This window comes from Alphaproteobacteria bacterium, assembly GCA_030740435.1.
Classification (GTDB): Bacteria; Pseudomonadota; Alphaproteobacteria; order UBA2966; family UBA2966.
Window position 1 is genome coordinate 56,544 of record JASLXG010000094.1, and the last position, 23,166, is coordinate 79,709.

The following is a 23,166-nucleotide window of genomic DNA, read 5'->3' on the forward strand; positions in this document are numbered from 1 at the left end:
TTTCCTTCTCAGCCGGCCTCTTCAAGGACCGTGGCCAGGGCCTCGAGAGCCAGGCCATAGCCCGCAATACCGAAACCGGCGATGACCCCGATGGCCGCCGGGCTGACGCGCGAGTGATGGCGGAAGGCCTCGCGGCTGTAGATGTTGGAGACGTGGATCTCGATCACCGGCAGCGCCACGCCTTGCAGCGCATCGGGGATGGCCACCGAGGTGTGGCTGAGGCCGCCGGCGTTGATGACGATGCCGGCGTGGCTCGAACGCGCCTCCTGGATCCAGTCGACGATTTCGCCCTCGTGATTGCTCTGACGGCAGTCTGCTTCCAGCCCCAGGCCGGCGGCCCGCTCAGCCGACAGCTTTTCGACATCGGCGAGCGTCGCCTGGCCGTAGATCTCCGGCTGGCGCGTGCCCAACAGATTAAGGTTGGGTCCGTTGATGACCATAACCTTGGTCGTCATCGCTTCCTGCCCGGCCTCGCCAATTCCCCTGCCGTTTATAGCATGGCCGCTGGATCTTGAAAGCAAGCCTTTGCCTACCAATTGTTCAGGCATAGACTAGGAACTCTCGGGACCTTTTGGGCAAGACAAAACGGGGGTTGGCGTGGCCATCAGCCTTTCCATCAACGGTGAACAGCGGCAATTTGCCGCCGTGCTTTCGATCCAGCAGCTGCTCGACGAATTGGGCCTCGATGCTCGCAAGGTGGCGCTCGAGCGCAATCTCGAGATCGTGCCCAAGTCGGCCTATCAGGGCACCCGGCTGGCCGAGGGCGACCGCATCGAGATCGTCCATTTCATTGGCGGGGGCGCCGCCGGCGGGGCCAGCGACAGCTTCACGGTGGCCGGCCGGAGCTTTTCCTCGCGGCTGCTGGTGGGCACCGGCAAGTACAAGGATTTCGAGGAAACGGCGGCGGCCATCAAGGCCTCGGGAGCCGAGATCGTCACCGTTGCCGTGCGCCGGGTCAACATCACCGACCCGAGCCAGCCCCTGCTGGTCGATTTCGTCGATCCCAAGAAGTACACCTATCTGCCCAACACCGCCGGCTGCTACAGCGCCGAGGAAGCGTTGCGCACGCTGCGCCTGGCCCGCGAGGCCGGTGGCTGGTCGCTGGTCAAGCTCGAGGTGCTGGGCGACCAGAAAACCCTCTATCCCGACATGGTCGAGACCCTGCAGGCCGCCGAGACGTTGATTGCCGAGGGTTTCCAGGTCATGGTCTACTGCACCGACGATCCCCTCATGGCCAAGCGCCTGGAAGACATCGGCTGCGCCGCCATCATGCCGTTGGCGGCGCCCATCGGCTCGGGCTTGGGCATCCAGAACCCCATCAACATCCGCCTCATCGTCGAGCAGTCCAGCGTGCCGGTGCTGGTCGATGCCGGCGTCGGCACGGCCTCGGACGCCACGGTGGCCATGGAACTGGGTTGCGACGGCGTGCTCATGAACACCGCCATCGCCGAGGCCCGGGACCCCATTGTCATGGCCCGGGCCATGAAACTGGCCATCGAAGCGGGAAGGCTCGCTTATCAGGCCGGACGCATGCCGAAAAAGAGCTACGCCGATCCCTCGTCGCCGCTGGCCGGGCTGATCTGAGGCCGGTGTGAGGTTTCGGGGTCGCTGGCTTGGCCGCCGCATCCCGCCCTGGCGACGCCGGGCCTATGTGCTGGCGACGCTGCTGGTGGTCTTGCCCTTGCTGGCCAGTGCCGCCCAGATGATGGCCAGCGGCCGGCCGCATTGGTCCAATGCCAGCCACGCCACGTCAGGCCAGGCGCCCGCTGCCGCGACCACGCCGGAAGCCGTGCTGCAGGTCTATGCCGCCCGCACCTGGGGCCTGCGCGGCGCGCTGGCCAGCCATTCCTGGATCACCAGCAAGCGCCGCGGCGCGGCTCACTACCGGCGCTATGAGGTCATCGGCTGGCGCGCCTTTCGCGGCCGGCCGCCGCTCAGGGTAAAGCGCGGCATCCCCGACGGCGAGTGGTTCTCCAACGTGCCGTTGAAGCTGGTCGACCTGCGCGGGCCCGGTGTCGAGGAACTCATCGACAAGGTCGAGACGGCGGTGCGCGACTATCCCCACGCCGCGGATTACAGCACCTGGCCCGGCCCCAACAGCAACACCTTCACCGCCTACATCGGCCGCCAAGTGCCCGAGCTCGGCCTCGACCTGCCGCCCACCGCCATCGGCAAGGACTACCTGCCCCATGGCGCGGTCTTCGGGCGGCCGCCCAGCGGGCGCGGTTTCCAGGTCTCGCTGTTTGGCGTTGCCGGCATCCTGGTGGGCCTGGAGGAGGGCATCGAAGTCAACCTCTTCGGCCTGGTCGTCGGCCTCGATTTCAATCCCCCGGCGCTTAAGCTTCCGGGCCTCGGGCGGCTGGGCTGGGACTGATTTGGCAATTCAAGTTCGATGCCATCCACCGCACCTCCCCCCCACCCTGGCCCGACCGGGTAGATGGGTAACAGTTTAGACCGCTGACATAGGTAACACTTTTCACCTCCCCCTTGATGGGGGAGGGCAGGGTGGGGTTTTTTTTGTGTCCTATGAATTGCCCTCGCGGGCCAGCTCGATCAAATCCCGCATCTGTTCGAACTTGATGAAGCCCGGCAGCACCTGGTCGCCGACGACGAAGCCGGGCGTGCCGTTGATGCCCAGTTCGCGGGCCAGGACATGGTTGCGCCGGATCAATGCCTCGACATCGGGCGAGGCCATGTCGCGGCGCAGCCGGCTGGTGTCGAAGCCGAGTTCGGCAGCGGTCTCCATGACGCGGCCTTCGTTGAGCGTGCCGCGCACGTTCATCAGGGCGTCGTGGAAGGCCTGGTAGCGTTCCGGTGCCTGGCGTCGCGAGGCGATGGCGGCGCGTGAGGCCAGCACCGATTCCGGACCCAGGATGGGGAACTCCTTGAACACCACGCGCAGCTTGGGATCGGCCTCGATCAGCTTGGCCAGCACCGGATGGAAGCGCTTGCAATAGCCGCAGCGGTAGTCGAAGAACTCGACCAGGGTGACGTCGCCCTCGGGGTTGCCGCCCACTGGGGCCTCGGGATCGCGGAAGATGGCTTCGGCGTTGGCCGCAATCTTGCCCTTGTTGCGTTGGCTTTCGGCGTCGCGCTCGCGGGCCTCGAGGCGTTTGACGGAATCCAAAATGACCTCGGGATGGGCCATCAAATAGTCGTGCACCAATTTTTCGATGGCCGCCTTCTGGGCCTTGTCGAAAATCTCCGCCGCCGGTGCCGCTGGTGCCGTCAACACCAGCGCCGCCGCCAGGGCCAAGCCACCTGCCGAGGTTCTCAACATCAACGCTTCTCCTTTGCCGCCCCTTAGCATACCAGCCTCACGGCGTTCCAAACCTTCACATTAATATTACCGAACCAGGGTTCGGGCCACGGCGGTTTGCCAGCCGGCGTAAAGTGCCTCGCGTTGGGCTTCGGGCATTGCCGGTTCGAACTGGCGCTGGCGCTGCCAGTGTTCGGCGATCACCTCGAGCGAGGGGTAGAAGCCGGTCGCCAGGCCGGCCAGGTAGGCCGCTCCCAAGGCGGTAGTCTCGCTGACCACCGGGCGTTCGACCGGGCGATCGAGAATGTCGGCCAGGAACTGCATCAACCAGTCGTTGGCCACCATGCCGCCGTCGACACGCAGGCTGCCGATCTGGGCGCCGTCGGCAGCCATGGCGTCGAGCAGGTCCCGGGTCTGGTAAGCCACCGCTTCCAGCGCCGCCCGTGCCACCTCGGCAGGACCTGAGTCGCGGCTCAGGCCGATGATGGCGCCGCGGGCCTGGGCCTGCCAGTAGGGGGCGCCGAGGCCGGTGAAGGCAGGCACCAGGTAAACGCCGCCGGTACTTTCGATGCTGGCTGCCAGGGCTTCGCTGTCAGCCGCCGTGGCGATCAGGCCGAGGCCGTCGCGCAGCCATTGCACGGTACTGCCGGCATTGAAGATGGAGCCTTCGAGGGCGTAGCTGACCTTGCCGCCGAGCCGCCAGGCGACGGTGCTGAGTAGGCGGTTTTGCGATGCCACGGCCTGGCTACCGGTATTGAGCACCACGAAACAGCCGGTGCCGTAGGTGCTTTTGATGGCGCCGGGCGCGAAGGCGGCCTGGCCGAAGGTGGCCGCCTGCTGGTCGCCGGCAATCCCAGTGACAGGCACAGAGTGGCCCAGGATATCACTATCAGTCGCGCCGAATTTTGCACTGGAATCAAACACTTGGGGCAAAATTTTCAGAGGAATGTTGAGGTGTTGCAATAATTCCTCGTCCCATTCCTGGCGATGGATGTCGAAGAGCATGGTGCGGGCGGCATTGCTGGCATCGGTGGCATGTTTGCTGCCACCAGTGAGGCGCCAGAGCAGAAAGCAATCGATGGTGCCGAAGGCCAGCTCGCCGCGCTCGGCGGCGGTCCGGATTTCGGCGCTCTGGTCCAGGAGCCAGGCCAGCTTGGTGGCCGAGAAGTAGGGATCGAGCAAAAGCCCGGTGCGCTCCTGTACCAACTGGCCCAGCCCATCACGTTCCAGTTCGGCGCAACGCGCCGCCGTGCGCCGGTCCTGCCAGACGATGGCGTTGTGCACCGGCCGGCCGCTGTGGCGTTCCCACAACAGCGTGGTTTCGCGCTGGTTGGTGATGCCGATGCTGTCGAGGCCGTCGATCCCGAGCTCCGCCACCACCTCGCGGGCGCAGTTGATGGTGTCGTGCCAGATGGCCTTGGGGTCGTGTTCGACCCAGCCGTCGTCGGGATAGATCTGGGCCAGCTCGCGCCCGGCGCTGGCCAGCGGCCGGCCGCCGGCATCGAAGGTCATGGCGCGGCTCGAGGTGGTGCCCTGGTCGAGGGCCAGGACATAGGACGGTGAGGCCATGTCGGGCGCTGTCTCCGCTGTTGCTAGCGTTTTCGCTTGCCGCCCCGGCGGCTCTCTCGGGCCACCTTGATGGCGCTGATGATGTCTTGTGCTCTGAGCCAGCCGGGCGAGTTTTGCGGCAGTTTCTTGGCCGCCCGTTCGGCCTGGAGCAAAGCCTCGACGGCGCGGCCCAGGCGAAAGGCGAATTCGGCGCTGGCCAGGGCCGAGAGGCCGAAGCGGCCCTCGCGGCCATAGGCCACGGCGAGCTGGCGCCAGATGCCGATCAGGTTGCTGTCCTGGCGTGCCGCCGTTTCGAGGTGGCCGATGGCGGCGGCCAGCAGGCTGGCATCCTGGCTGGCTATCTGGGACTGAGCCAGGCCCACCCGCAGCAGCGCCAGTTCGGGCCTGAGCCGCACGGCGGCTTGGTAGGGCACCAGCGATTCCTTGACGCGGCCGTGTTCGTAGAGGATCTGCCCTTTGAGTTCCTGGAAAAAGGCGTCGTCGGGGCGCTCGGCGAGTAGATGTTCGATCTCGACCAAGGCCTTTTGCAGCTGGCTGTCGTTATGATGGGCCGCCGCCCGGGCATAACGCGCGGCTACCGAGCGGTCGCTCGCGGGATAGCGCTTGAAGACCCGGGCCGGGCTCTCGATGAACCCTCTGAGCTTGGCCTGCAGGCGCTGGAAGGCCTCGATTTCCGCCGCCGAGGGCTTGGCATCGCGGTATTTCGAGGTTTCCGCCCGGCGCCGCAGCAGCTCGATGCGCTGGCGGTTGAGGGGGTGGCTCTGGGCGTAGGGGTCCTGACTTTGGCGTGATAGCAGCTCCTGCTCGCCCAGAATATCGAGAAAATCCAGCAGACCCTGCGGCGAGCGGCCGCTTTCGGCCAGCAGCGCCACGGCCGCCTGGTCGGCCGCCGATTCCTGGGTCCGGCTGTACTTCAGGAAGGTGCGACCGGCCATATGCTGGCCGCCGAGCAGAATGGCCGGGGCCGCCTGGGCACCACCCGGGGCGCCGCTGACCATCGCCGCCGCCCCCAACACCATGCCGATGATGGCCGGCACGCTGGCATTCTTCAGCGCCTCCTGGGTGCGGGCCAGGTGGCCGCCGGAAATGTGGCCGGTCTCATGGGCCAGTACGCCGATGAGCTGCTGCGGGCTGCCTGCCGCCAGCAACAGTCCGGTGTTGACGAAGATCTTCTGGCCGCCGGCCACGAAGGCATTGAGACCGCGGTCCTTGACGATGAGGACACGTACCGCGCTGGCGTCGAGACCGGCGGCGGTGAACAGTGGCGCGGCATATGTGCCGATGGTATGTTCCACCTCCGCATCTCGGATCAAGGCAATCCGCCGCGCCTGGGCCGTCGTGGCGGTAACGGCAAGGGCGCAGACCAGGACCCAGATTAACCACAGGTTTCGGGCCTGGCCTTGGCCCAGGAGCCGTATCACCGACGTTACGAGAATTACAGGAATGCGTTCGAGCAAGTCACGGCCTCCGATCGACCCGTGTCAACCTAAGGGCGGTGCCAGGCGCGGTCAACGCGGGGCTCTCAGGAGGTGCCCGTCGTCGGCCCTGGTGCCGACGCTGGTTGCGAGCTTGGGCCTGATGCTGGCGGCCTGCGTCAGCGAGCCGGAAAAACCGACCTCCGTGGAAGTCGGCGAGGTGGTGCAGGGCTTTGCCGGCGGTGTCGCCGCGGACGAGCCGCGCGCCGCCCTGGTGGCCCAGGAAGTGCTGGCCCGCCAAGGCACCGCGGCCGATGCCGCGGTGGCGCTCGGCTTTGCGCTCTCGGTAACTTATCCGGTGGCGGCCGGCCTGGGCGGTGGCGGCATGTGCGTGGTTCATGACGCCGCCACCGACAGCGTCGAAACCTTGGAGTTCCTGCCCCGCATGCCGATTGCCGGCGGCCTCGTGGCGGTGCCCGGTTTGGTACGCGGCTTGGCGGCGCTGCATTCCAGCTTTGGACGTATCGAATGGGGGCGGTTGGTGTCGCCGGCCGAGGCCCTGGCTCGGCGCGGTCATCCGGCGTCCCGGGCCCTGACCCGCCGGCTGGCCGCGGTGCGAGCCAAGATCGATAGCCATCCCGGCCTGGCCTCGCGCTTCGTCGACGCCGGCGGCCAGGCCTTGGAGGAAGGCCGCGACTTCGTGCAGGTCGAGCTTTCGGCGCTGCTGGCCCAGATTCGGGTGCGGGGGCCGGGCGAATTCTACGTCGGCCAGGCCGCCATCACCCTGGTCAACGGTGCTCGCGAAGCCGGCGGTACCTTGACGCTGGCCGATCTCAGGGCCTATCGGCCGTCGTGGCGCAAGAGCGTTAGCGGCCGGCTCGGGGAATTCTACCTCCACGCCACGCCGGCGCCCATGACCGGCGGCATAATTGCCGGCCAGATACTGACCATGGTGTCCGACGACGGCCGCTATGCCAAGACACCTGACGAGCTGCGCCCGCATCTCTTGGCCGAGGCCTCGCAACGCGCCTACATCGACCGCGACGGTGCCGCGGCCCGGCCGCTTTCGGCATTCCGGGCCAATGCCCTGATGTCGAGCTACCGCGCCGACCGTCACACCACGGCCAGCATGCCGGGCCTGTTGCCGGCGTCGCTGGATGCCGGACCCGACGGCACCACCAGCTTCGCCGTGGTCGATCGCGAGGGCTCGGCCGTGGCTTGTGTCCTGACCATGGGCAGCGAGCTGGGTGATGGCGCCGTGGCACGCGGCTCCGGCGTGGTACTGGCGCCGCCGCCGGACGGTGCCGACTTGGCATACCTCGGGCCCTTGCTGGTGCTCGATGATGCCGGCAAGGAGGTCATCCTGGTGGCCACGGCGTCGGGTGGCGTGGGCGGACCGGCGGCGCTGGCCCAGACCGCCCTGGTCGCCGTGGGCGCCCGCGAAAGTCTGTCGGCGGCCATCGATGGCGGCCGCATCAGCCATCCCGGCCGCCCCGACGTGACGCTGATCGAGCCCGACATGATGGCGGCGGCCGAAAGCCTGCGCCAGCGCGGCCACCAACTCCGCGAGCGCGCCAGCCGGGCTCGGATCAACGCCATTCATTGCCCTGGCGGCCTGCAAAGCGCGGGCAGCGCTTGCGTTTTCCGGGCTGACCACCGCGGCTTCGGGTTGGCGCTCGGCGGAGCCTTATGAAGATCTCCCGGCGCGGCAACGAGATTGCTCCCTTCTACGCCATGGAGGTGCTGAAGGCGGCCAACGACCGCCAGGCGGCCGGCGGCGAAGTCTTTCACATGGAGGTTGGAGAGCCCGGCGGTGGGGCCCCCGAGCCGGTCATCGCGGCCGCCCGGGAGGCGCTGGGCACGGCCCATCTGGGCTACACCGAGGCCCTGGGCATACCCGAGCTGCGGGCCCGCATCGTGCGCCACTACGACGAATATTACGGCGTTTCGGTTGATTTCGAGCGTGTCATCGTCACCGCCGGGTCGTCGGGCGCCTTTCCGCTGGCCTTCATGGCGGCTTTCGAGAGCGGTGACCGTGTCGCCCTGGCGGCGCCGGGCTATCCCGCCTACCGCAACATTTTGCTGGCGCTGGATCTCGAACCCGTGTCCATCGCCACCGGCCCCGAAAGCCGCTTCCAGCCGACGCCGGAGCTGCTGGCGGCGGCCGGGCCGCTCGACGGCCTGTTGATCGCCAGTCCGGCCAATCCCACCGGCACCATGCTCGACCGGCCGGCCCTCGAGGCGCTGATCGCCTACTGCCGCCAACACGACATTCGCCTGATTTCGGACGAGGTCTATCACGGCATCACCTACGGCCGGCAGGCTGAAACGCTAGCCGGGCTCTGGGATCAGGCCGTGGTCATCAACAGCTTTTCCAAATATTTCGCCATGACCGGCTGGCGCCTGGGTTGGATGGTGGTGCCGGAGGATCTGGTGCGGCCGCTGGAGCGCTTGTCGCAAAACCTCTATATCTCGCCCCCCGCGCTGTCGCAGCACGCCGCCGTGGTGGCTTTCGACTGCCGCACCGAGCTCGACGACAAAGTCGCCGAATACGCCCGCAATCGGGAGCTATTGCTGGCCGAGCTGCCCCAGGCCGGCTTCGATCGCTTGGCCCCGGCCGACGGCGCTTTCTACATCTTTGCCGACGTAGCCAAGTTGACCAACGACAGTGCCGATTTCTGCCGCCGTATGCTGGAGGAAACCGGCGTTGCCAGCACACCCGGCATCGATTTCGACACCGAGCGCGGCCACGCCTACCTGCGTTTCTCCTTCGCCGGCCCCTTTGCCGACATGGTCGAAGCCACGCGCCGCCTCAAGGCCTGGCTGGGCTAGCGGCGCCACCAACCGGTTTTTTTGGACGTTGGTTCGGCCTCCGCCTCGTCCTCGTTTCCATCCCCGTCCCCGTCCTCGGCCGTGGCCGCCGTCGTGGCCAGGGCTACCACGGGGTCGCTGGTCGGGACCGGAACGTCCAGCGCCGCCAGTTCCGATTGCGCCGCCGCCGTCTGCACCGCCGCCTCGGGCTGCCAAAGCGGCAAGGGCTCCGGCGCCACCACTTCGGGCTCGGCAGCCAACGGTTCGGCCGGAGCCACGGGCTCGAGCTCGGGTTCGGGATCCGCTACGGGCTCGGGCTCGGGATCCGACTCCGGCCCGGCCTCAGCCGTCTCGGTGGCCTCCGGCTCGGCACTCTTGTGCCGCCGTGGCCGCCGTCGGCGGCGCGGCTTCTTGGCCGTTTCCTCGTCCTCGCTATCGCCGGTCTCAGCCTCGGTCGCCGGCTCCGCCGCCGCCGCCACAGCCACAGCCACAGCCACAGCCACAGCTTCCTCGGGCTCTTCCGTGGCGTCAGGCTTCTCCTCGGGCGTTCCTTCAGCCGCCTCGACGCTCTCGTCCTTGCGCCGCCGCCGCCGCCCGCCACGCTTGCCGCGCCGTCGGCGCCGACGGCTGCCGTCGCCGTTGGCCTCGTTCTCGGCCTCGCTTTCGCTTTCGTCGTCGTTAGCGGCTATCGCCTCGTCCACCGTGGCCTGGGCCTCGGTCTCGCCGCCCGTCGCCGGCCGCGATTGCAGCCGCTCGAGGCGATAATCGGGCGGCACCAGAGTGTCGTCGCCAAAGAGGTTGACGCGCATTTCGAAGCGCTGCTCCAGAGCCACCAGCGTGTCACGTTTCTGGTTGAAGAGGTAAAGCGCGATGGGGGTTGCCACGTGGATGGTGATCTCGCCGCTGGTGCCCCGGATGCCTTCCTCTTCGATCGCCCGCAGCACCCGCAGCGCGGATGATTCGATGGAACGAATGACGCCCGAGCCGCCGCAGCTGGGGCAGGTCTCGCTACTCGCTTCCAGCAAGCTCGGGCGCAGACGCTGGCGCGACATCTCCATCAGGCCGAAGGCGCTGATGCGGCCCACCTGGATGCGCGCCCGATCGGTCTTCAACGCCTCCTTGAGGCGGCGCTCGACGCTGCGGTTGTTGCGGTTCTGGTCCATGTCGATGAAGTCGATGACGATCAGGCCGGCAAGATCGCGCAGCCGTAGTTGGCGAGCGATCTCGTCAGCCGCTTCGAGGTTGGTCTTGTGGGCCGTCTCCTCGATGTTGCGCTCCTTGGTGGCGCGGCCGGAGTTGACGTCGATGGCCACCAGGGCCTCGGTCGGGTTGATGACGACATAGCCGCCCGACTTGAGCTGCACCGTCGGGCTGTACATGGAATCGAACTGCTGCTCGACCTGATAGCGGTGAAACAGCGGGATCGAGTCGGCGTAGGGTTGCACGCGCTTGGCGTGGCTCGGTACCAGCATGCGCATGAAGTCCTTGGCGATGCGGTAGCCGGCCTCGCCCTCGACCAGGACCTCATCGATGTCTTTGGTATAGAGGTCGCGGACTGACCGCTTGATGAGGTCGGCCTCGGCGTAGATCAGGGCCGGGGCCGTCGATTCCAGCGTCGTTTCGCGCACGCTGGTCCAGTGGCGCAGCAGGTATTCATAATCGCGCTTGATCTCGGCCTTCGAGCGGGCCAGGCCGGCGGTGCGTACGATCAGGCGCATGCCGTCGGTCAGGCCAAGGTCGCCGATCATCGATTTCAGGCGCTTGCGGTCGGCGGCAACGGTGATCTTGCGGCTGATGCCGCCGCCACGGGTGGAATTGGGCATCAGCACGCAATAACGGCCGGCCAGCGAGAGATAGGTGGTCAGCGCCGCGCCCTTGTTGCCGCGTTCCTCCTTGACCACTTGGACGAGCAGGATCTGGCGCCGCTTGATGACTTCCTGGATCTTGTAGCGTCGCTGCAGCACCCGCTTGCGCAGGCGTTCGACCTCTTCCAGATCGTCGCCGCCGACGTCCTCGACGCTGCTGTTGGCGGCTGGCGCATCGTCGTCGTCGTCCGAGTCCTCGTCGCCCTCTGTTGCCGCCGCGTCGTGCTCCAGAGCCTCCGTGCTTTCGTCGTCGTCATCATCGCCGCTCTGGTCGTTCGGATCGTCCTTTGCCGGCGCCGGCCCCTCGTCCTGTTCGGCCTCCTCCTCGGCCGCCGCGGCGGCGGCTTCCTGGGCCAGCAGGGCCTCGCGATCGGCGACCGGGATCTGGTAATAGTCTGGATGTATGTCGTTGAAGGCGAGGAAGCCGTGGCGCTCGCCGCCATAGTCGACGAACGCGGCCTGTAGCGACGGCTCGACGCGCGTCACTTTGGCCAGATAGATATTGCCTTTGAGTTGTTTCTTGATCGCCGACTCGAGATCGAATTCGTCGAGCCGGGTACCGCTGACCACGACCACCCGGGTTTCCTCGGGGTGGGCCGCGTCGATAAGCATACGCCTGGCCATTTGACCAATGCTCCGGGACGGGGGCCGGCCGCGCGAAAACGTCCGGCGGCCCGTCTCTGTTCTGGGCGGGATCCTCGCACCTCTCGCCACCCGTCGAAAATTTCGGTATGGCGATCTACGGCTGCCGTCCACCGCGGCTTGCCGGGGCCTGGACCACGCTGTTCAAACCTCACTCCGCTGTGTCTTGGGCGCCGCCTGGGGTATGTTCGACATCGCGTTTCCGCGCCACCGTCGCCTGGCCGCGCCGCCGCCGTCCCCGAAGGGTGACGGACCGACTGCGGAGGTTCGCAAGCGCATCCTTAGCAGACCGGCGGCGGAACTCCAAACGAATTCCAATTCTCAACCGGCTGCCCCCGGAGGGAGTTGTTGCCGCCGCCCGGGCGCAGTATATCTGACCCGGCGGCAAGCCCGGGCTGGCTGGCGGGCGCCTGACAGGGGGACGACTTTTGTTTTTGCGGCTCTTGCTTTTCCTGGCTTTGGCGCTGGCCGCCCTGGTGGCCCGGCCCCAGCCCCAGGCACAGGCCGAGATCGTCGTGACCAGCGTCCGCATCGGCGTGCACAACGACTTGACGCGGCTGGTCTTCGACCTTACCGAGAGCGTCGAATACACCATTTTCACGCTCGACAACCCCTACCGCGTGGTCATTGATTTGCCTGAATTGGCCTGGCAGGTTCCGCCCCAGGCGACCCGGCCGGTGGGCCTGATTCTGGGCTGGCGCTACGGCCTGTTCGCGCCCGGCACCTCACGTGTGGTGATCGACGTGGCGCGGCCGGTGGCGCTGCGAAAGGTCCAGGTGCTGCCGCCCCAGGGCCGTTTCGCCTACCGCTTTGCGGTCGATCTGGGCGAGGTCGACCGGGCCAGCTTCCTGGCCACGCTACGCCAGCGTGCGGCCGTCAACCGGCGGGGCAAAAGCGCCGCCAAGCCGGCGCCGCTGAAGCCCAGGAAGCCCGGCAGCCCGCCGGTGGTGGTGCTCGATCCCGGCCACGGCGGCGTCGACCCCGGTACCATCGGCATCGGTGGGGTCTTCGAGAAAAACGTGACGCTCGGCTTTGCCCGCGAGCTCAAGCGCCGCCTCGAGAAGAAGGGCCGCCTGCGCGTCGTCATGACGCGTTCGCGCGACGTTTTCGTGCGCCTGCGCCGCCGCGTCGAGCGGGGCCGCCAGGCGCACGGCGATCTCTTCGTTTCGCTGCACGCCGATACCATCAAGAACCGCCGTGTGCGCGGCGCCAGCGTCTATACGCTCTCGGAGAAGTCCTCCGACAAAGAGGCCGCGGCCCTGGCGGCCAAGGAAAACAAGGCCGACATCATCGCCGGCCTCGATCTGGGCAGCGAAGACCAGGAAGTCACCAACATCCTGATCGATCTGGTGCAGCGCGAGACCATGAACCTCTCGGCCACTTTCGCCAACCTCTTGCTGCCCGAGATCAAGGCCCGGGCGCGGCTCTTGAAGAACAGTCACCGCTTCGCCGGATTTGCCGTTCTCAAGGCCCCCGATGTGCCCTCGGTGCTGGTCGAACTGGGATATCTGTCCAACCGCCAGGACGAACGCCTCTTGACTTCGACGCGGCGGCGCCGCGCCCTGGTCGAGGCCCTGGCCGCCGGCATCGAGCGTTATTTCGCCAAGCCTCGGGGCTAGGCTTGGTCCATCGCCGGAATTCGCCAGCACGCAAATGCAGAATTACTAGCTATGATAAAATTCTATTTATGATATGATATTTCGCTCCCTTGCAATTCATTAGGGGATTAGCATGGAAGTCAATCGTATATCCTTGATTATTGCTGGCGGTGTATCGCTGGGTGCCTACGAGGCTGGTGTACTGACCGAACTGCTTTATGCGCTGGAGTAGCTAAACCTGTCGCGTGACGACGACCCGATTGTCATCGACGTCATGACCGGCGGCTCGGCTGGCAGCATTACGGCCGCCATGGTGGGCCGCATCCTGCTTCACGACGCTGGGCAGCGAGGCATTCTGCACGAAGCTTGGGTGGAGCGCGCCGACGTCGACACCATGATGGCCCAGCCCAGCCCGAGCGCGCTGTTCAGCCACGCCTTGCAGGAGGAACTGGGGCAGGAATACGTGAAGGGTTCCGAACGGTTTCCTCTGAACGACGGGAATCCCTCCAGTTGCGCTCCGAAAAAACTCTACTTCAGTTTTTCTCTGGCCAACATGGTGGGCATCGACTATGGCCTGAAATACGCTTCGACCAATACCGTCGTAACCGCTGATAACGTCTTCCCCAGCACTTTTTTCAGCGACAAATTCAAGGAAACGGTGGTTGCCGGCCAATCAACCGACGCAGCGCAGTGGCGGCGCATCGCCGCCGCCGGCATCGCCAGCGGCAGCTTTCCGGTGGCCTTTCCACCCTATTTCGTGGCCCGCAAGGCGGGCGACTTTCCCGGCTCGCTGCCGCCTGTGGTGGGACAGACAACGATACTGCCGGGCGATCACGCCGTTTCCGACGGCGGCATGTTCGACAACGAACCGGTGCGCGAGGCGGTGATGCTGTCGCGCGAACAGGATGGTGGCGTGCTTTCGCCGTGCCGGATTTTTCTTCTCGTCGATCCCAATCTCAACAGCTCGAAGCAAAATGCCGACTTCTTCAGGCCCGAGGCGGCCCCGGGGTCGTTCCTGGGCAACGGATTGTTCGCCAATGTCAAGCGCCTGGGCGAAATGGCCCTGGCCGAGGCCGAAGCCAAGGACTGGCTGCGGGTCGGGCGGGTCAATACTCAACTGGCCTGGCGCGATGCCTTCGTCTCGCAGCTCGGCGCAACGATGCAGGTGTTGCCAGATGATTCAGTGGCAGGACTCAAAACCGAAATCGATGCCCAAGTCGAAACCATCGTCGCCAAGAAACGGGAACTGGCGCGCGACAGCGGGCGTGACTTCGATCCGAATTACCTCAAGACAAGGCTACTGCGCGTTGCCGCGCATCACGCCGATCAAATTGAGGCCATCACGGCGGCGCCCGCCGACCTCCGCCAGCAGCTTTTCGTCCGCAACGTCTTCGTGCTCAACAACATCGCCGTGCTCGACAGCAAGCGGCCGATGAACCTTTTTGCCATCGGTGCCAAAGGCGAGCAAACAGCCGGTGACGCGCTTTTCGCCTTGGCCGGCTTTTTCGAGCAGACCTGGCGCGAGCACGATTACCGCCTGGGGCGGCGCAACGCCCACCGTTTGCTGCCCGAATTTCTCGCGATTCCGGATTACGACAGAGAGGGCGGCGCGACGGGCCACAATAGGCAATACGATCCCGAGCCCAACTGGCCCGACATGGGCGCCATCACCATGGCCGACGCGCCCGACGGGAAACGGCGTAAATTCATCGACCTGGTGGTGGCCGACGCCGATCGGGTGCTGGCATCGGAGCCGATCAACATGAATGGGTTCTATCGCTTTTTCGCACGCTGGAAGATCCGCAGTATCGTCGAGAAAAAGCTCGGGCTGTGATTGACGCGCCGCCGCCGGGGCGGACTCTACGCAAACGTGAAAGCCCCAGGCCGCCGCCATAAGGCTGCCACAATCGCTGTCTATGCTAGACTCCTCTCGTATCAAGAGGGGCAACCGAGTTGCGCATGGTTCTGAGGTTCGTGGCCGGGCTCTTTGGAGTCCTGATGCTGACGCTGGTGGCGCTGGGGGGCAGCGGGCTGTGGCTGCTTTACACCTATGGCCGCGAGCTGCCCGACTACCAGCAACTGGCCCATTACGAGCCGCCGACGGTGACCCGGGTGCATGCCGGCGACGGCCGGCTGCTGGCGGAATATGCCCGCGAGAAGCGCATTTTCGTGCCGGTCAGCGCCATGCCCGTGCGCGTCGTCCGGGCCTTTCTTTCGGCCGAGGACAAGAACTTCTTCAGCCACGGCGGTATCAATTTGCTCTCCGTGGTGCGGGCCGCCGTCACCAACCTGCTCAACCTGGTCAAGAGGCGCCGGCCGGTCGGCGCCTCGACCATCACCCACCAGGTGGCCAAGAATGTCCTGCTCGCCACCGAGCTCTCCCGGGAGCGCAAGATCAAAGAAGCCATTCTGGCGCTGCGCATCGAGCGCGCTTTTTCCAAGGAGCAGATCCTCGAGCTTTACCTCAACGAGATTTATCTCGGCTTTGGCTCCTATGGCGTGGCGGCGGCGGCGCTGAATTATTTCAACAAGCCACTGGACGAGCTCAGCCTGGCCGAAGCGGCCTATCTGGCGGCCTTGCCCAAGGCGCCCAACAACTACCATCCCATCCGCCGCTACCAGGCCGCCAAGGGGCGCCGCGACTGGGTCATCGGGCGTATGGTCGAGGATGGCCACATCAGTGCCGAAGTGGCGGTCTGGGCCAGGACGGCGAGACTGGTGGTGCGGCCCCGCAGCGAGACCGAATTCGTCACCGCGCCTTTCTTCGCCGAGGAAGTCCGGCGCTATTTGATTGGGCGCTACGGCGAGGGCGGCCTTTACGAAGGTGGCCTTTCGGTGCGCACCACCATGTCGCCCAGGCTGCAAAGCCTGGCCCGGCGCACGCTCAGGGCCGGGCTTACGGCCTACGACCGGCGCCACGGCTGGCGCGGTCCGCTGTTCACCATCGAGCCCGACGAGCGCTGGGCCGAGAAACTGGCCGAACTGGCGCCGCCGGCTGGCATCGGTGAGTGGTCGCTGGCCATGATCCTGGCGCTGGGCGATCAAGGCGCCGAGCTCGGCTTTGCCAGCGGCGCCCGCGGCTATCTGCCCTTTGCCGGCATGGCCTGGGCCCGGCCCTGGCGTCAGAAACAGCGTTGGGGCTCCAAGCCCAAGCGGCCCAGCGACGTGGTGGCGGTCGGCGACGTGGTTCTCGTGGCGGCCCTCGGCGGCGAGCAACCCGGCCTCTACACCCTCGAGCAGATCCCCGACATCAACGGTGCCTTGGTGGCGCTCGATCCCCACACCGGCCGGGTGCTAGCCCTGGTCGGTGGCTACGACTTCGAGGCCAGCGAGTTCAACCGCGCGACGCAAGCCCAGCGCCAGCCCGGCTCGGCCTTCAAACCGGTGGTCTATGCGGCGGCCCTGGAGAATGGCTTCACGCCGTCGAGTCTGGTCCTCGACGCGCCATTCGTGGTCGACCAAGGGCCCGGCCAGGGCAAATGGAAACCGGCCAACTACACCAAAAAATTCTACGGCCCCAGCACGCTCAGGCTGGGCATCGAAAAATCGCGCAACCTGATGACCGTGCGCCTGGCCCAGTTCATCGGCATGGAAGCGGTGGTCGCCTATGCCCGGCGCTTCGGCGTCGTCGACGAGATGCCCCAAGTGCTGTCGATGGCGCTGGGCGCGGGCGAGACCACGCTGCTCAGGCTGACGGCCGCCTATGCCATGCTGGTCAACGGCGGCAAGCGCATCCAGCCCAGTATCATCGACCGCATCCAGGACCGCCGCGGCGCCACCGTGTTCCGCCACGACGAACGTCCCTGCGAGGGCTGCCGCGAGGCGCACCGGCACGGCCGCAAGCCGCCCCGGATCCCCGACCTGCGCACCCAGGTGGTCGAGCCGGCCACCGCCTATCAGCTGGTTTCGATGCTCGAGGGCGTGGTCGAGCGCGGCACCGGCCGCATCGTGCGCACGGTCAAGAAACCGCTGGCCGGTAAGACCGGCACCACCAACGACGCCTTCGATACCTGGTTCATCGGTTTTGCCCCCGACCTGGTGGTCGGCGTCTTCGCCGGCTTCGACAGGCCGCGCACGCTGGGCCGGGGCGAGCAGGGGGCCAGCGTGGCGGCGCCCATCTTCCGCGACTTCATGGCCGGGGCGCTGGCCCAGCAGCCGGCGGTGCCCTTCCGCATCCCGGCCGGCATCCGTCTGGTCCGGGTCAGCGCCGCCACCGGCCTGCCGGCCCAGCCCGGCGACCAGCGCGTCATCCTCGAAGCCTTCAAGCCGGGCAGCGAGCCGAGCCGCCAGGGACCGGTGCTCGACGGCTCGCAAGGCCTGGCCCGTTCCGGCCCCGGGAACTCGGGCACCGGCGGGCTGTATTGACCGGGGCGGTGCTTCTCCTTACCTTCTGGGCGCCTCCTCCAGCCGATGAAGGGTTTCCATGCGGGCCGAGATCGAAGCCGTGGTCAGCGACATCAAGCAGTCGATGGAACTGCTGAGGAGGCATCTTTGACTGGGACGCCACGCTGAAACGACTGGCGGAACTCAACGCCCGGGCCGAGGATCCCGATCTCTGGAGCGACCAGGCGCGAGCCCAGAAGGTGATGCGCGAGCGCACCCGGCTGGAGCAGGCGGTGGAGAGCTACCGCGAGCTCGAGAAGACCCTGGAGGAAAATCTCGAGCTGCTGGAAATGGCCGAGGCCGAGGACGATGCAAGCCTGATCGAGGAAGCCGAGGGCGTGCTGCTGGATCTGGGCCGCCAGGTCGAGTTGCGGCGCATCGAGAGCCTGCTTTCGGGCGAGGCCGATGCCAACGACAGCTACCTCGAGGTGCATGCCGGCGCCGGCGGCACCGACTCCCAGGACTGGGGCGAGATGCTGTTGCGCATGTATACGCGCTGGGCCGAGGCCCACGGTTACAAGGTCGAGTGGATCGAGGAAAGCCTAGGCGAAGAGGCCGGCATCAAATCGGCCACCGTCAAGATCCGCGGCGCCAACGCTTACGGCTGGCTCAAGTCCGAGAGCGGCGTCCATCGCCTGGTGCGCATCTCGCCCTTCGATTCTAGTGCGCGGCGCCACACCGCCTTCGCCAGCGTCGGCGCCTATCCGGCCATCGACGACGACATCAACGTCGAGATCAACGACAAGGACCTGCGCGTCGACACCTACCGTGCCTCGGGTGCCGGCGGCCAGCACGTCAACCGCACCGACAGCGCCGTGCGCCTCACCCACCTGCCCACCGGCATCGTCGTGCAGTGCCAGAACGACCGCTCGCAGCACAAGAACCGGGCCGCCGCCATGAACATGCTCAGGGCGCGGCTCTATGAGCTGGAGCTGCGCAACCGCGAGGAGGAGCGCCAGGCGCTGCACGAGGCCAAGAGCGAGATTGGCTGGGGCCACCAGATTCGCAGCTACGTGCTGCAGCCCTACCAGATGGTCAAGGACCTGCGTACCGGCGTCGAGACCGGCAACACCACGGCCGTGCTCGACGGCGACCTCGACGCCTTCATGTCGGCCGCCCTGGCCCAACGCGTCGGCGGCAGCGAGGGCGGGGGCGGGTAGGGGGCTCTATTCGGCCGCCAGTTTCGCCAAATCCTCGGCCAAGCCGGCGAGGACCTGGGGCCAGGCTTGGCCGATGGGTTTTTCGATCATGCGCACGCTCGGGCACCAGGGGAAGGTGCCGCTGCCGAACATGCGCCATTCGCCGGGGATGGTCATGGTCCAGGCCCTGACGCCCAGGGCGCCGGCCAGCCACGAGGTCATCGAGAGCGGCGTGATAAGCAAGTCGAGTGCGGCCGTCAGGGCCGCCGCGCCGTCGATGTCGTCGAACAGATCGATATCATCGAAGTATTTGATATCACAGTCGAATTTCTCTCGGGCCAGGGCCAGTTCGGAACCTGCTTCGTCGTACATCAGGCTGACGAAGCGGATGCCTGGCAGGCGCAGCAGCGGGCCCCAGTCGGCGATTTCGGAATAGTAGCGCCGGCGTTCGGCATCGACGTGGCTGGAGCGCCAAACAATGCCGACCTTGAGCCCCGGGCCGAGTTCGTCCAGGCGCCGGCGCCACTGCGCCTGGGCTTCCGGGGCGGCCCGCAAGTACCCCTGGTGGCGGGGAAAGGCGGCCAGGTCGGGGCGCAGCCAGCGCGCCAGGGTGCCGATCGGGCATTGCAGCTCGAACTCGGCCGTGGCCGGAGCGGGCGGGTCCTGCCGCGCCACCACCTGGAGGCCGGGGAAGGAGCGGGCAAAAAGCGCCACCATGCGGGCGTCGGTCTCGAAAATGCAGCGCTCGGCCCGGGCCAGCACCTCGCCCAGACAGGAGGCAAAGACGATGGTATCGCCGACGCCCTGTTCGCCCCAGACCAGGATCGAACGGCCCTCCAGCGCACTGCCGTCCCATTGCGGCTGGCTGAAGGGCCGGCGCATCCGGCTGCCGCGCCAGCGGCTTTCCATGGCTTCGTAGCCGGCCGCGAAGCGGCCCATGATCAGCAGCACGTCGGCCCGGTTGCGCAGCAGCCGCACGTCGTCGGGCTCGAGCGCCAGGGCGCGGTCGTAACAATTCAGGGCCTCCTCGAGCTGGTCCAATTCGGTCAGCACGTTGCCCAGGTTGGAAAGCGCCTCGAAGCACTGGGGATCGATCTCCAGGGCCCGGCGGCAAGCCGTCGCGGCCTCCTCCGGGCGGTCCAGGTACCACAGGCTGATGCTGAGGTTGGAATGGAAGGTGGGCTCGTCCGGCTTGAGTGCGATGGCGGCCTGGCAGGCCGCCAGCGATTCCTCGGGGCGCATGGCGTCGCGCAGCGCGGTCGCCAGATTGGCCAGCACCTCGGCATGCTTCGGGGCGCTGGCCAGAGCGGCTTCGAAGGCCGCGATGGCCTCGTCGAGGCGGCCGGCGTCGCGGTAGGCGAGACCCAGGTTGAGGCCCACCTCGGCATCGTCGGGGGCCAGCTTTTGGGCCCTCTCGAGGCTGGCCACGGCGGCCGAGGAACGCTTCAAGTCGCGCTCGATGCCGCCCAGGTTGAGATGCCCATCGGCCACCTCGGGGGCCAGCATGGTGGCCCTTTCAGCCGCCGTGCGGGCCTCTTCCAGCCGCCTCAGGCCATGCAGCGCGCGGCCCAGGTTGAGGTAGCCGATGGCCGCCTCGGGGGCCAGTTCGACGGCCCGGCGGGCGGCTGCCGCGGCGTCCTCGTGGCGTTCCTGGCGCAACAGCGCGGCGGCCAGGTTGGCCGCCGCCTCGGCCAACCCGGGCGCCAGCTCGATGGCCCGTGCCAGGGCCTGTTCCGCGCCCAGGGCGTCGTTGCGGCCCAGCCGTGCCACCCCCAGATCGCACCAGGCGACGGCGTCGTCGGGCCGTCCGACGACGGCCTTGTCGAGCGCCGCCAGGGCCGCTTCATGCTGCCCCAGTTCGTTGAGGGCGGCGCCCAGGGTGGCTTGGACGGCGCCATCGCCGGGGGGTGATCGAGAGCAGCACGCCGCAAGGTCGCCACGGCGCCGGCGGCATCGCCCAGCGCCGCCTGCGTGTTGCCCAGCGCGAGCTGCAGCTCGGCCATCTCGGGGCACTGCTCGAGGCCGCTCTGGTAGGTCTCCTGCGCCTCGGCGCCGCGGCCCAGGCTGAACAGCAGGGCGCCCAGCGCCAGGTAGCCGTCGCTCAACCGGGCATTCAGCGCCAAGGCCTGGCGCAGCGCCGCTTCGGCCTCGGCCAAACGCTCGAGGGCGCGCAGCACGACACCCAGCAGCAGCCAATGGCCGCCGGTCCGCTGATCCACGGCGACGGCGCGTTGCAACAGGCGCTCGGCCTCGCCGTGGCGGTCGGCGTGGTGGCAGATCAGTCCCAGATAGGCCAGCGTCGGGGCGTGCTCGGGGTGGCTGGCGAGGACGCCACGGCAGATCGCTTCGGCCCTCGCCAAGTCGTCGTCGGCGGCCGCGGCGCGGGCTTGGGCGAGGGCGCCATCGGGGCTGGCGGTATCGGCTGTCATGGCGGGCGACTATACCGGACGGAAGCCCCGGAATCCGGTATCGCGTGTTTGGTAAAGCTCGGCCACCAGGTCGAGCGAAGCCTGGCGCTGGTGCTGGTGGTAGTTCTCCAGCAGCCGCCGGTTGGCATCCTGCAGGCAGGCATAGAACTGATCGTCGCTGAGCTCGGTGAAGTTGACGGCCAAGAGGTCGGCGTTGAGGTGCTTGTTTTCGTAGAAATCCTCGGGCCCGGCCAGCAGGCCGCGCTCGATGGCCTCGTAGTAAAGCGGCGAGCCGGGGTAGGGGGTGACCGGGCGGATGGTCCGAATTTCGCAACAGTCGTCGTACTTGAGCAGGAATTCGACGGCTTGGCGCAACGTTTCCGGGGTATCACCGATGCTGCCGAAGATCATGTTCAGGCACCAGCAGGTTGTCGCGGATGCCTTCGACGCTGGCGATGTCTTTGATGCGCGAGGCGGCTGCGCCGGCCTCGAGGGTGCTGCCCGAAAGCAGGATCAGGGCCAATGGCAAAGCCAGCAGCAGCCTCGCGAGGGACCTCGGGTGCGGCTTGCCGGGCTGGTCCTTGGGCTGGAAATGGCTGTTGAAAATGCTGGCAACGCTGATCATGATCTGGTCCAAATCCCTAGTGGCGCGTTTTGTCGACCTTGGGCGGCACACTTGCCAACCACGACGTAGCGAATTCTGTGCCACTGTGGTGTAGATCTAAGTAATTGGAAAATAACAAAAAAAATTATGGATCTGAGGCCGGCGCCGAAACCCGGCGGGGGTCCGGTAAGGACTGCCGCCAGGGCCGGAATATTTTGCCCAGGCGATGGCTTTACCGGTTCTTAACGAAGCCGATAGATGCTAAACAAGAATTAGGCGCCATTATCCGGAACTGGTTCGCCCATGAAGATCGACGGCACGGGACCGATCCGTCCCGGAACCTCGCCCACGCGCGGCAAGAAGGTCGGTGACAAAGGCGAGAAATTCGCCAAGCATATCGCCGCTTCCGAAGACGAGGCAGCGACGGCCGCGGTCAGCAGCACTGGCCCCCTTACGGCCGTCGATGCGTTGCTTTCACTGCAAGAGGTTCCGGACCCCACCAGTGGCCGCTCGCGCGGGCTGAAGCGGGCCGAGGATATGCTCGACCATCTCGACTCCATTCGCCATGGCCTGCTGCTGGGCTCCATTCCGCGCGACAAGTTGGACGGTCTATTGGCGGTGGTGCGTGAGCAGCGTGAAGATATCGATGATCCCCGCCTGGCCGAGGTGCTCGATGAAATCGAGCTGCGGGCGGCGGTTGAATTGGCCAAGCTCGACCAATTGACCTGAGCCCCTTGTCGGCGGCCTCCCGGCCAGGCCACCTCCAGCAATTTTTTTCTGCACTCGTGCTTGCGGGCACGGTGCCGGATTCATATACTCCGCGCCGGTCGCACAAGAGATCGATACTGATGGGGTGAAGGTTTGGTCAAACGTCTACCTAAGGGTTATCGCCCGTCCAAGAGCGAATCCTTTATGAACGGCAAGCAGCGCGAATACTTCCGGCGCAAGCTGGTGGAGTGGCGCGACGACCTGCTCAAGGATTCGAACCAGACGCTGCAGCACCTGCAGCAGGACAGCGCCCAGGAACCTGACATCGCCGATCGCGCCTCGGCCGAATCCGAGCGCGCACTCGAGTTGCGCACCCGGGACCGCGAACGCAAGCTGCTGGGCAAGATCGACGATGCCCTGAAACGCATCGAGTTCGGCGATTATGGCTTTTGCGAGGAGACGGGTGAGCCGATCAGCCTGAAACGCCTGGAGGCCCGCCCCATCGCCACGCTGTCGATCGAGGCCCAGGAGCGCCACGAGCGCCGCGAGCGCGCCTATCGCGACGAGTAGGGGGTCTTAAGGTCGCTCGCGGCGGCGTGCCTGCGGCCCGCAGCCTCCGCGGGGGCGCCGCAGTAGCGGCGGGTCGCGGTCGCTCCCGTTGCACTAGGGCCCGTTGACATTTAAGGGATTCCCAAGAGCGTCAAAAAGTGATTCAAGCTTTCTTTTGTCAGGAGGCTTGGATGAACACGGATCGTTTGGTCATCG

The 23,166-nt window shown here is 66.6% G+C and carries 18 protein-coding genes and 1 pseudogene; 10 read left to right on the forward strand and 9 right to left on the reverse strand.

Annotated elements, in window-relative coordinates:
- Positions 1 to 8 precede the first annotated feature (8 nt).
- On the reverse strand, positions 9 to 455 hold the full coding sequence (aroQ, locus tag QGG75_11015) for a type II 3-dehydroquinate dehydratase (protein MDP6067763.1): 447 nt from the start codon (positions 453 to 455) through the stop codon (positions 9 to 11).
- 148 nt (positions 456 to 603) lie between these two features.
- Between aroQ and thiS the strand changes: the two genes are divergently transcribed.
- On the forward strand, positions 604 to 1,584 hold the full coding sequence (thiS, locus tag QGG75_11020; protein MDP6067764.1) for a sulfur carrier protein ThiS: 981 nt from the start codon (positions 604 to 606) through the stop codon (positions 1,582 to 1,584).
- A gap of 7 nt (positions 1,585 to 1,591) precedes the next feature.
- Positions 1,592 to 2,374, forward strand: coding sequence for a DUF3750 domain-containing protein (locus QGG75_11025; GenBank protein ID MDP6067765.1), 783 nt, complete (start codon positions 1,592 to 1,594; stop codon positions 2,372 to 2,374).
- A gap of 150 nt (positions 2,375 to 2,524) precedes the next feature.
- On the opposite strand, the gene QGG75_11030 is transcribed toward QGG75_11025, so the two are convergent.
- The 3 genes from QGG75_11030 to QGG75_11040 form a co-directional block, all read right to left on the reverse strand.
- A complete protein-coding gene (locus QGG75_11030; GenBank protein MDP6067766.1) occupies positions 2,525 to 3,280 on the reverse strand; it encodes a DsbA family protein in 756 nt (251 codons plus the stop codon).
- A 66-nt stretch (positions 3,281 to 3,346) separates the two neighbouring features.
- Positions 3,347 to 4,828, reverse strand: a complete 1,482-nt coding sequence (gene glpK, locus QGG75_11035; GenBank protein ID MDP6067767.1) for a glycerol kinase GlpK — start codon at positions 4,826 to 4,828, stop codon at positions 3,347 to 3,349.
- A 23-nt stretch (positions 4,829 to 4,851) separates the two neighbouring features.
- Positions 4,852 to 6,123, reverse strand: coding sequence for a M48 family metalloprotease (locus tag QGG75_11040; GenBank protein ID MDP6067768.1), 1,272 nt, complete (start codon positions 6,121 to 6,123; stop codon positions 4,852 to 4,854).
- A gap of 253 nt (positions 6,124 to 6,376) precedes the next feature.
- Here QGG75_11040 and QGG75_11045 point away from each other — a divergent pair, with 253 nt between their 5' ends.
- Positions 6,377 to 7,936, forward strand: coding sequence for a gamma-glutamyltransferase (locus QGG75_11045; protein MDP6067769.1), 1,560 nt, complete (start codon positions 6,377 to 6,379; stop codon positions 7,934 to 7,936).
- Positions 7,933 to 9,075, forward strand: a complete 1,143-nt coding sequence (locus QGG75_11050) for a pyridoxal phosphate-dependent aminotransferase (protein MDP6067770.1) — start codon at positions 7,933 to 7,935, stop codon at positions 9,073 to 9,075. Before QGG75_11045 ends, QGG75_11050 begins: the two co-directional genes overlap by 4 nt.
- Here QGG75_11050 and QGG75_11055 read toward each other — a convergent pair.
- On the reverse strand, positions 9,072 to 11,543 hold the full coding sequence (locus QGG75_11055; GenBank protein ID MDP6067771.1) for an Rne/Rng family ribonuclease: 2,472 nt from the start codon (positions 11,541 to 11,543) through the stop codon (positions 9,072 to 9,074). The genes QGG75_11050 and QGG75_11055 overlap by 4 nt on opposite strands.
- A gap of 452 nt (positions 11,544 to 11,995) precedes the next feature.
- Here QGG75_11055 and QGG75_11060 point away from each other — a divergent pair, with 452 nt between their 5' ends.
- The 4 genes from QGG75_11060 to prfB all read left to right on the forward strand — a co-directional run bounded on the left by QGG75_11060 (position 11,996) and on the right by prfB (position 18,702).
- A complete protein-coding gene (locus QGG75_11060) occupies positions 11,996 to 13,180 on the forward strand; it encodes an N-acetylmuramoyl-L-alanine amidase (GenBank protein ID MDP6067772.1) in 1,185 nt (394 codons plus the stop codon).
- Between the two features lie 253 nt (positions 13,181 to 13,433).
- Complete coding sequence (locus QGG75_11065) at positions 13,434 to 14,993, forward strand: hypothetical protein (GenBank protein MDP6067773.1); 1,560 nt, start codon at positions 13,434 to 13,436, stop codon at positions 14,991 to 14,993.
- 125 nt (positions 14,994 to 15,118) lie between these two features.
- A complete protein-coding gene (locus QGG75_11070) occupies positions 15,119 to 17,524 on the forward strand; it encodes a penicillin-binding protein 1A (protein MDP6067774.1) in 2,406 nt (801 codons plus the stop codon).
- 58 nt (positions 17,525 to 17,582) lie between these two features.
- A protein-coding gene (gene prfB, locus QGG75_11075) for a peptide chain release factor 2 (GenBank protein MDP6067775.1) occupies positions 17,583 to 18,702 on the forward strand; the annotation gives its coding sequence in 2 pieces (ribosomal slippage) (positions 17,583 to 17,651 and positions 17,653 to 18,702; 1,119 coding nt in all).
- A gap of 6 nt (positions 18,703 to 18,708) precedes the next feature.
- On the opposite strand, the gene QGG75_11080 is transcribed toward prfB, so the two are convergent.
- The 4 genes and pseudogenes from QGG75_11080 to QGG75_11095 form a co-directional block, all read right to left on the reverse strand.
- Entirely contained in the window at positions 18,709 to 20,451 is a 1,743-nt protein-coding gene (locus tag QGG75_11080; protein MDP6067776.1) for a tetratricopeptide repeat protein, read from the reverse strand.
- A gap of 140 nt (positions 20,452 to 20,591) precedes the next feature.
- A pseudogene (locus QGG75_11085) lies at positions 20,592 to 21,110 on the reverse strand (tetratricopeptide repeat protein).
- Positions 21,111 to 21,119: 9 nt separating this feature from the next.
- Positions 21,120 to 21,500, reverse strand: a complete 381-nt coding sequence (locus tag QGG75_11090) for a hypothetical protein (protein ID MDP6067777.1) — start codon at positions 21,498 to 21,500, stop codon at positions 21,120 to 21,122.
- On the reverse strand, positions 21,478 to 21,714 hold the full coding sequence (locus tag QGG75_11095; GenBank protein ID MDP6067778.1) for a hypothetical protein: 237 nt from the start codon (positions 21,712 to 21,714) through the stop codon (positions 21,478 to 21,480). Before QGG75_11095 ends, QGG75_11090 begins: the two co-directional genes overlap by 23 nt.
- 282 nt (positions 21,715 to 21,996) lie before the next feature.
- Between QGG75_11095 and QGG75_11100 the strand changes: the two genes are divergently transcribed.
- Together QGG75_11100 and dksA are read left to right on the forward strand one after the other, a co-directional pair.
- A complete protein-coding gene (locus QGG75_11100) occupies positions 21,997 to 22,422 on the forward strand; it encodes a flagellar assembly protein FliX (protein MDP6067779.1) in 426 nt (141 codons plus the stop codon).
- A gap of 183 nt (positions 22,423 to 22,605) precedes the next feature.
- Entirely contained in the window at positions 22,606 to 22,971 is a 366-nt protein-coding gene (gene dksA, locus QGG75_11105; GenBank protein ID MDP6067780.1) for an RNA polymerase-binding protein DksA, read from the forward strand.
- Positions 22,972 to 23,166: the final 195 nt, after the last annotated feature.

Coding starts and splice junctions, on each gene's coding strand:
- aroQ (MDP6067763.1), bottom strand. CDS start 455: ATGACGACCAAGGTTATGGTCATCAACGGACCCAACCTTAATCTGTTG.
- QGG75_11030 (MDP6067766.1), bottom strand. CDS start 3,280: ATGTTGAGAACCTCGGCAGGTGGCTTGGCCCTGGCGGCGGCGCTGGTG.
- glpK (MDP6067767.1), bottom strand. CDS start 4,828: ATGGCCTCACCGTCCTATGTCCTGGCCCTCGACCAGGGCACCACCTCG.
- QGG75_11050 (MDP6067770.1), top strand. CDS start 7,933: ATGAAGATCTCCCGGCGCGGCAACGAGATTGCTCCCTTCTACGCCATG.
- QGG75_11055 (MDP6067771.1), bottom strand. CDS start 11,543: ATGGCCAGGCGTATGCTTATCGACGCGGCCCACCCCGAGGAAACCCGG.
- QGG75_11065 (MDP6067773.1), top strand. CDS start 13,434: ATGACCGGCGGCTCGGCTGGCAGCATTACGGCCGCCATGGTGGGCCGC.
- QGG75_11070 (MDP6067774.1), top strand. CDS start 15,119: ATGGTTCTGAGGTTCGTGGCCGGGCTCTTTGGAGTCCTGATGCTGACG.
- QGG75_11090 (MDP6067777.1), bottom strand. CDS start 21,500: ATGATCTTCGGCAGCATCGGTGATACCCCGGAAACGTTGCGCCAAGCC.
- QGG75_11095 (MDP6067778.1), bottom strand. CDS start 21,714: ATGATCAGCGTTGCCAGCATTTTCAACAGCCATTTCCAGCCCAAGGAC.
- QGG75_11100 (MDP6067779.1), top strand. CDS start 21,997: ATGAAGATCGACGGCACGGGACCGATCCGTCCCGGAACCTCGCCCACG.
- dksA (MDP6067780.1), top strand. CDS start 22,606: ATGAACGGCAAGCAGCGCGAATACTTCCGGCGCAAGCTGGTGGAGTGG.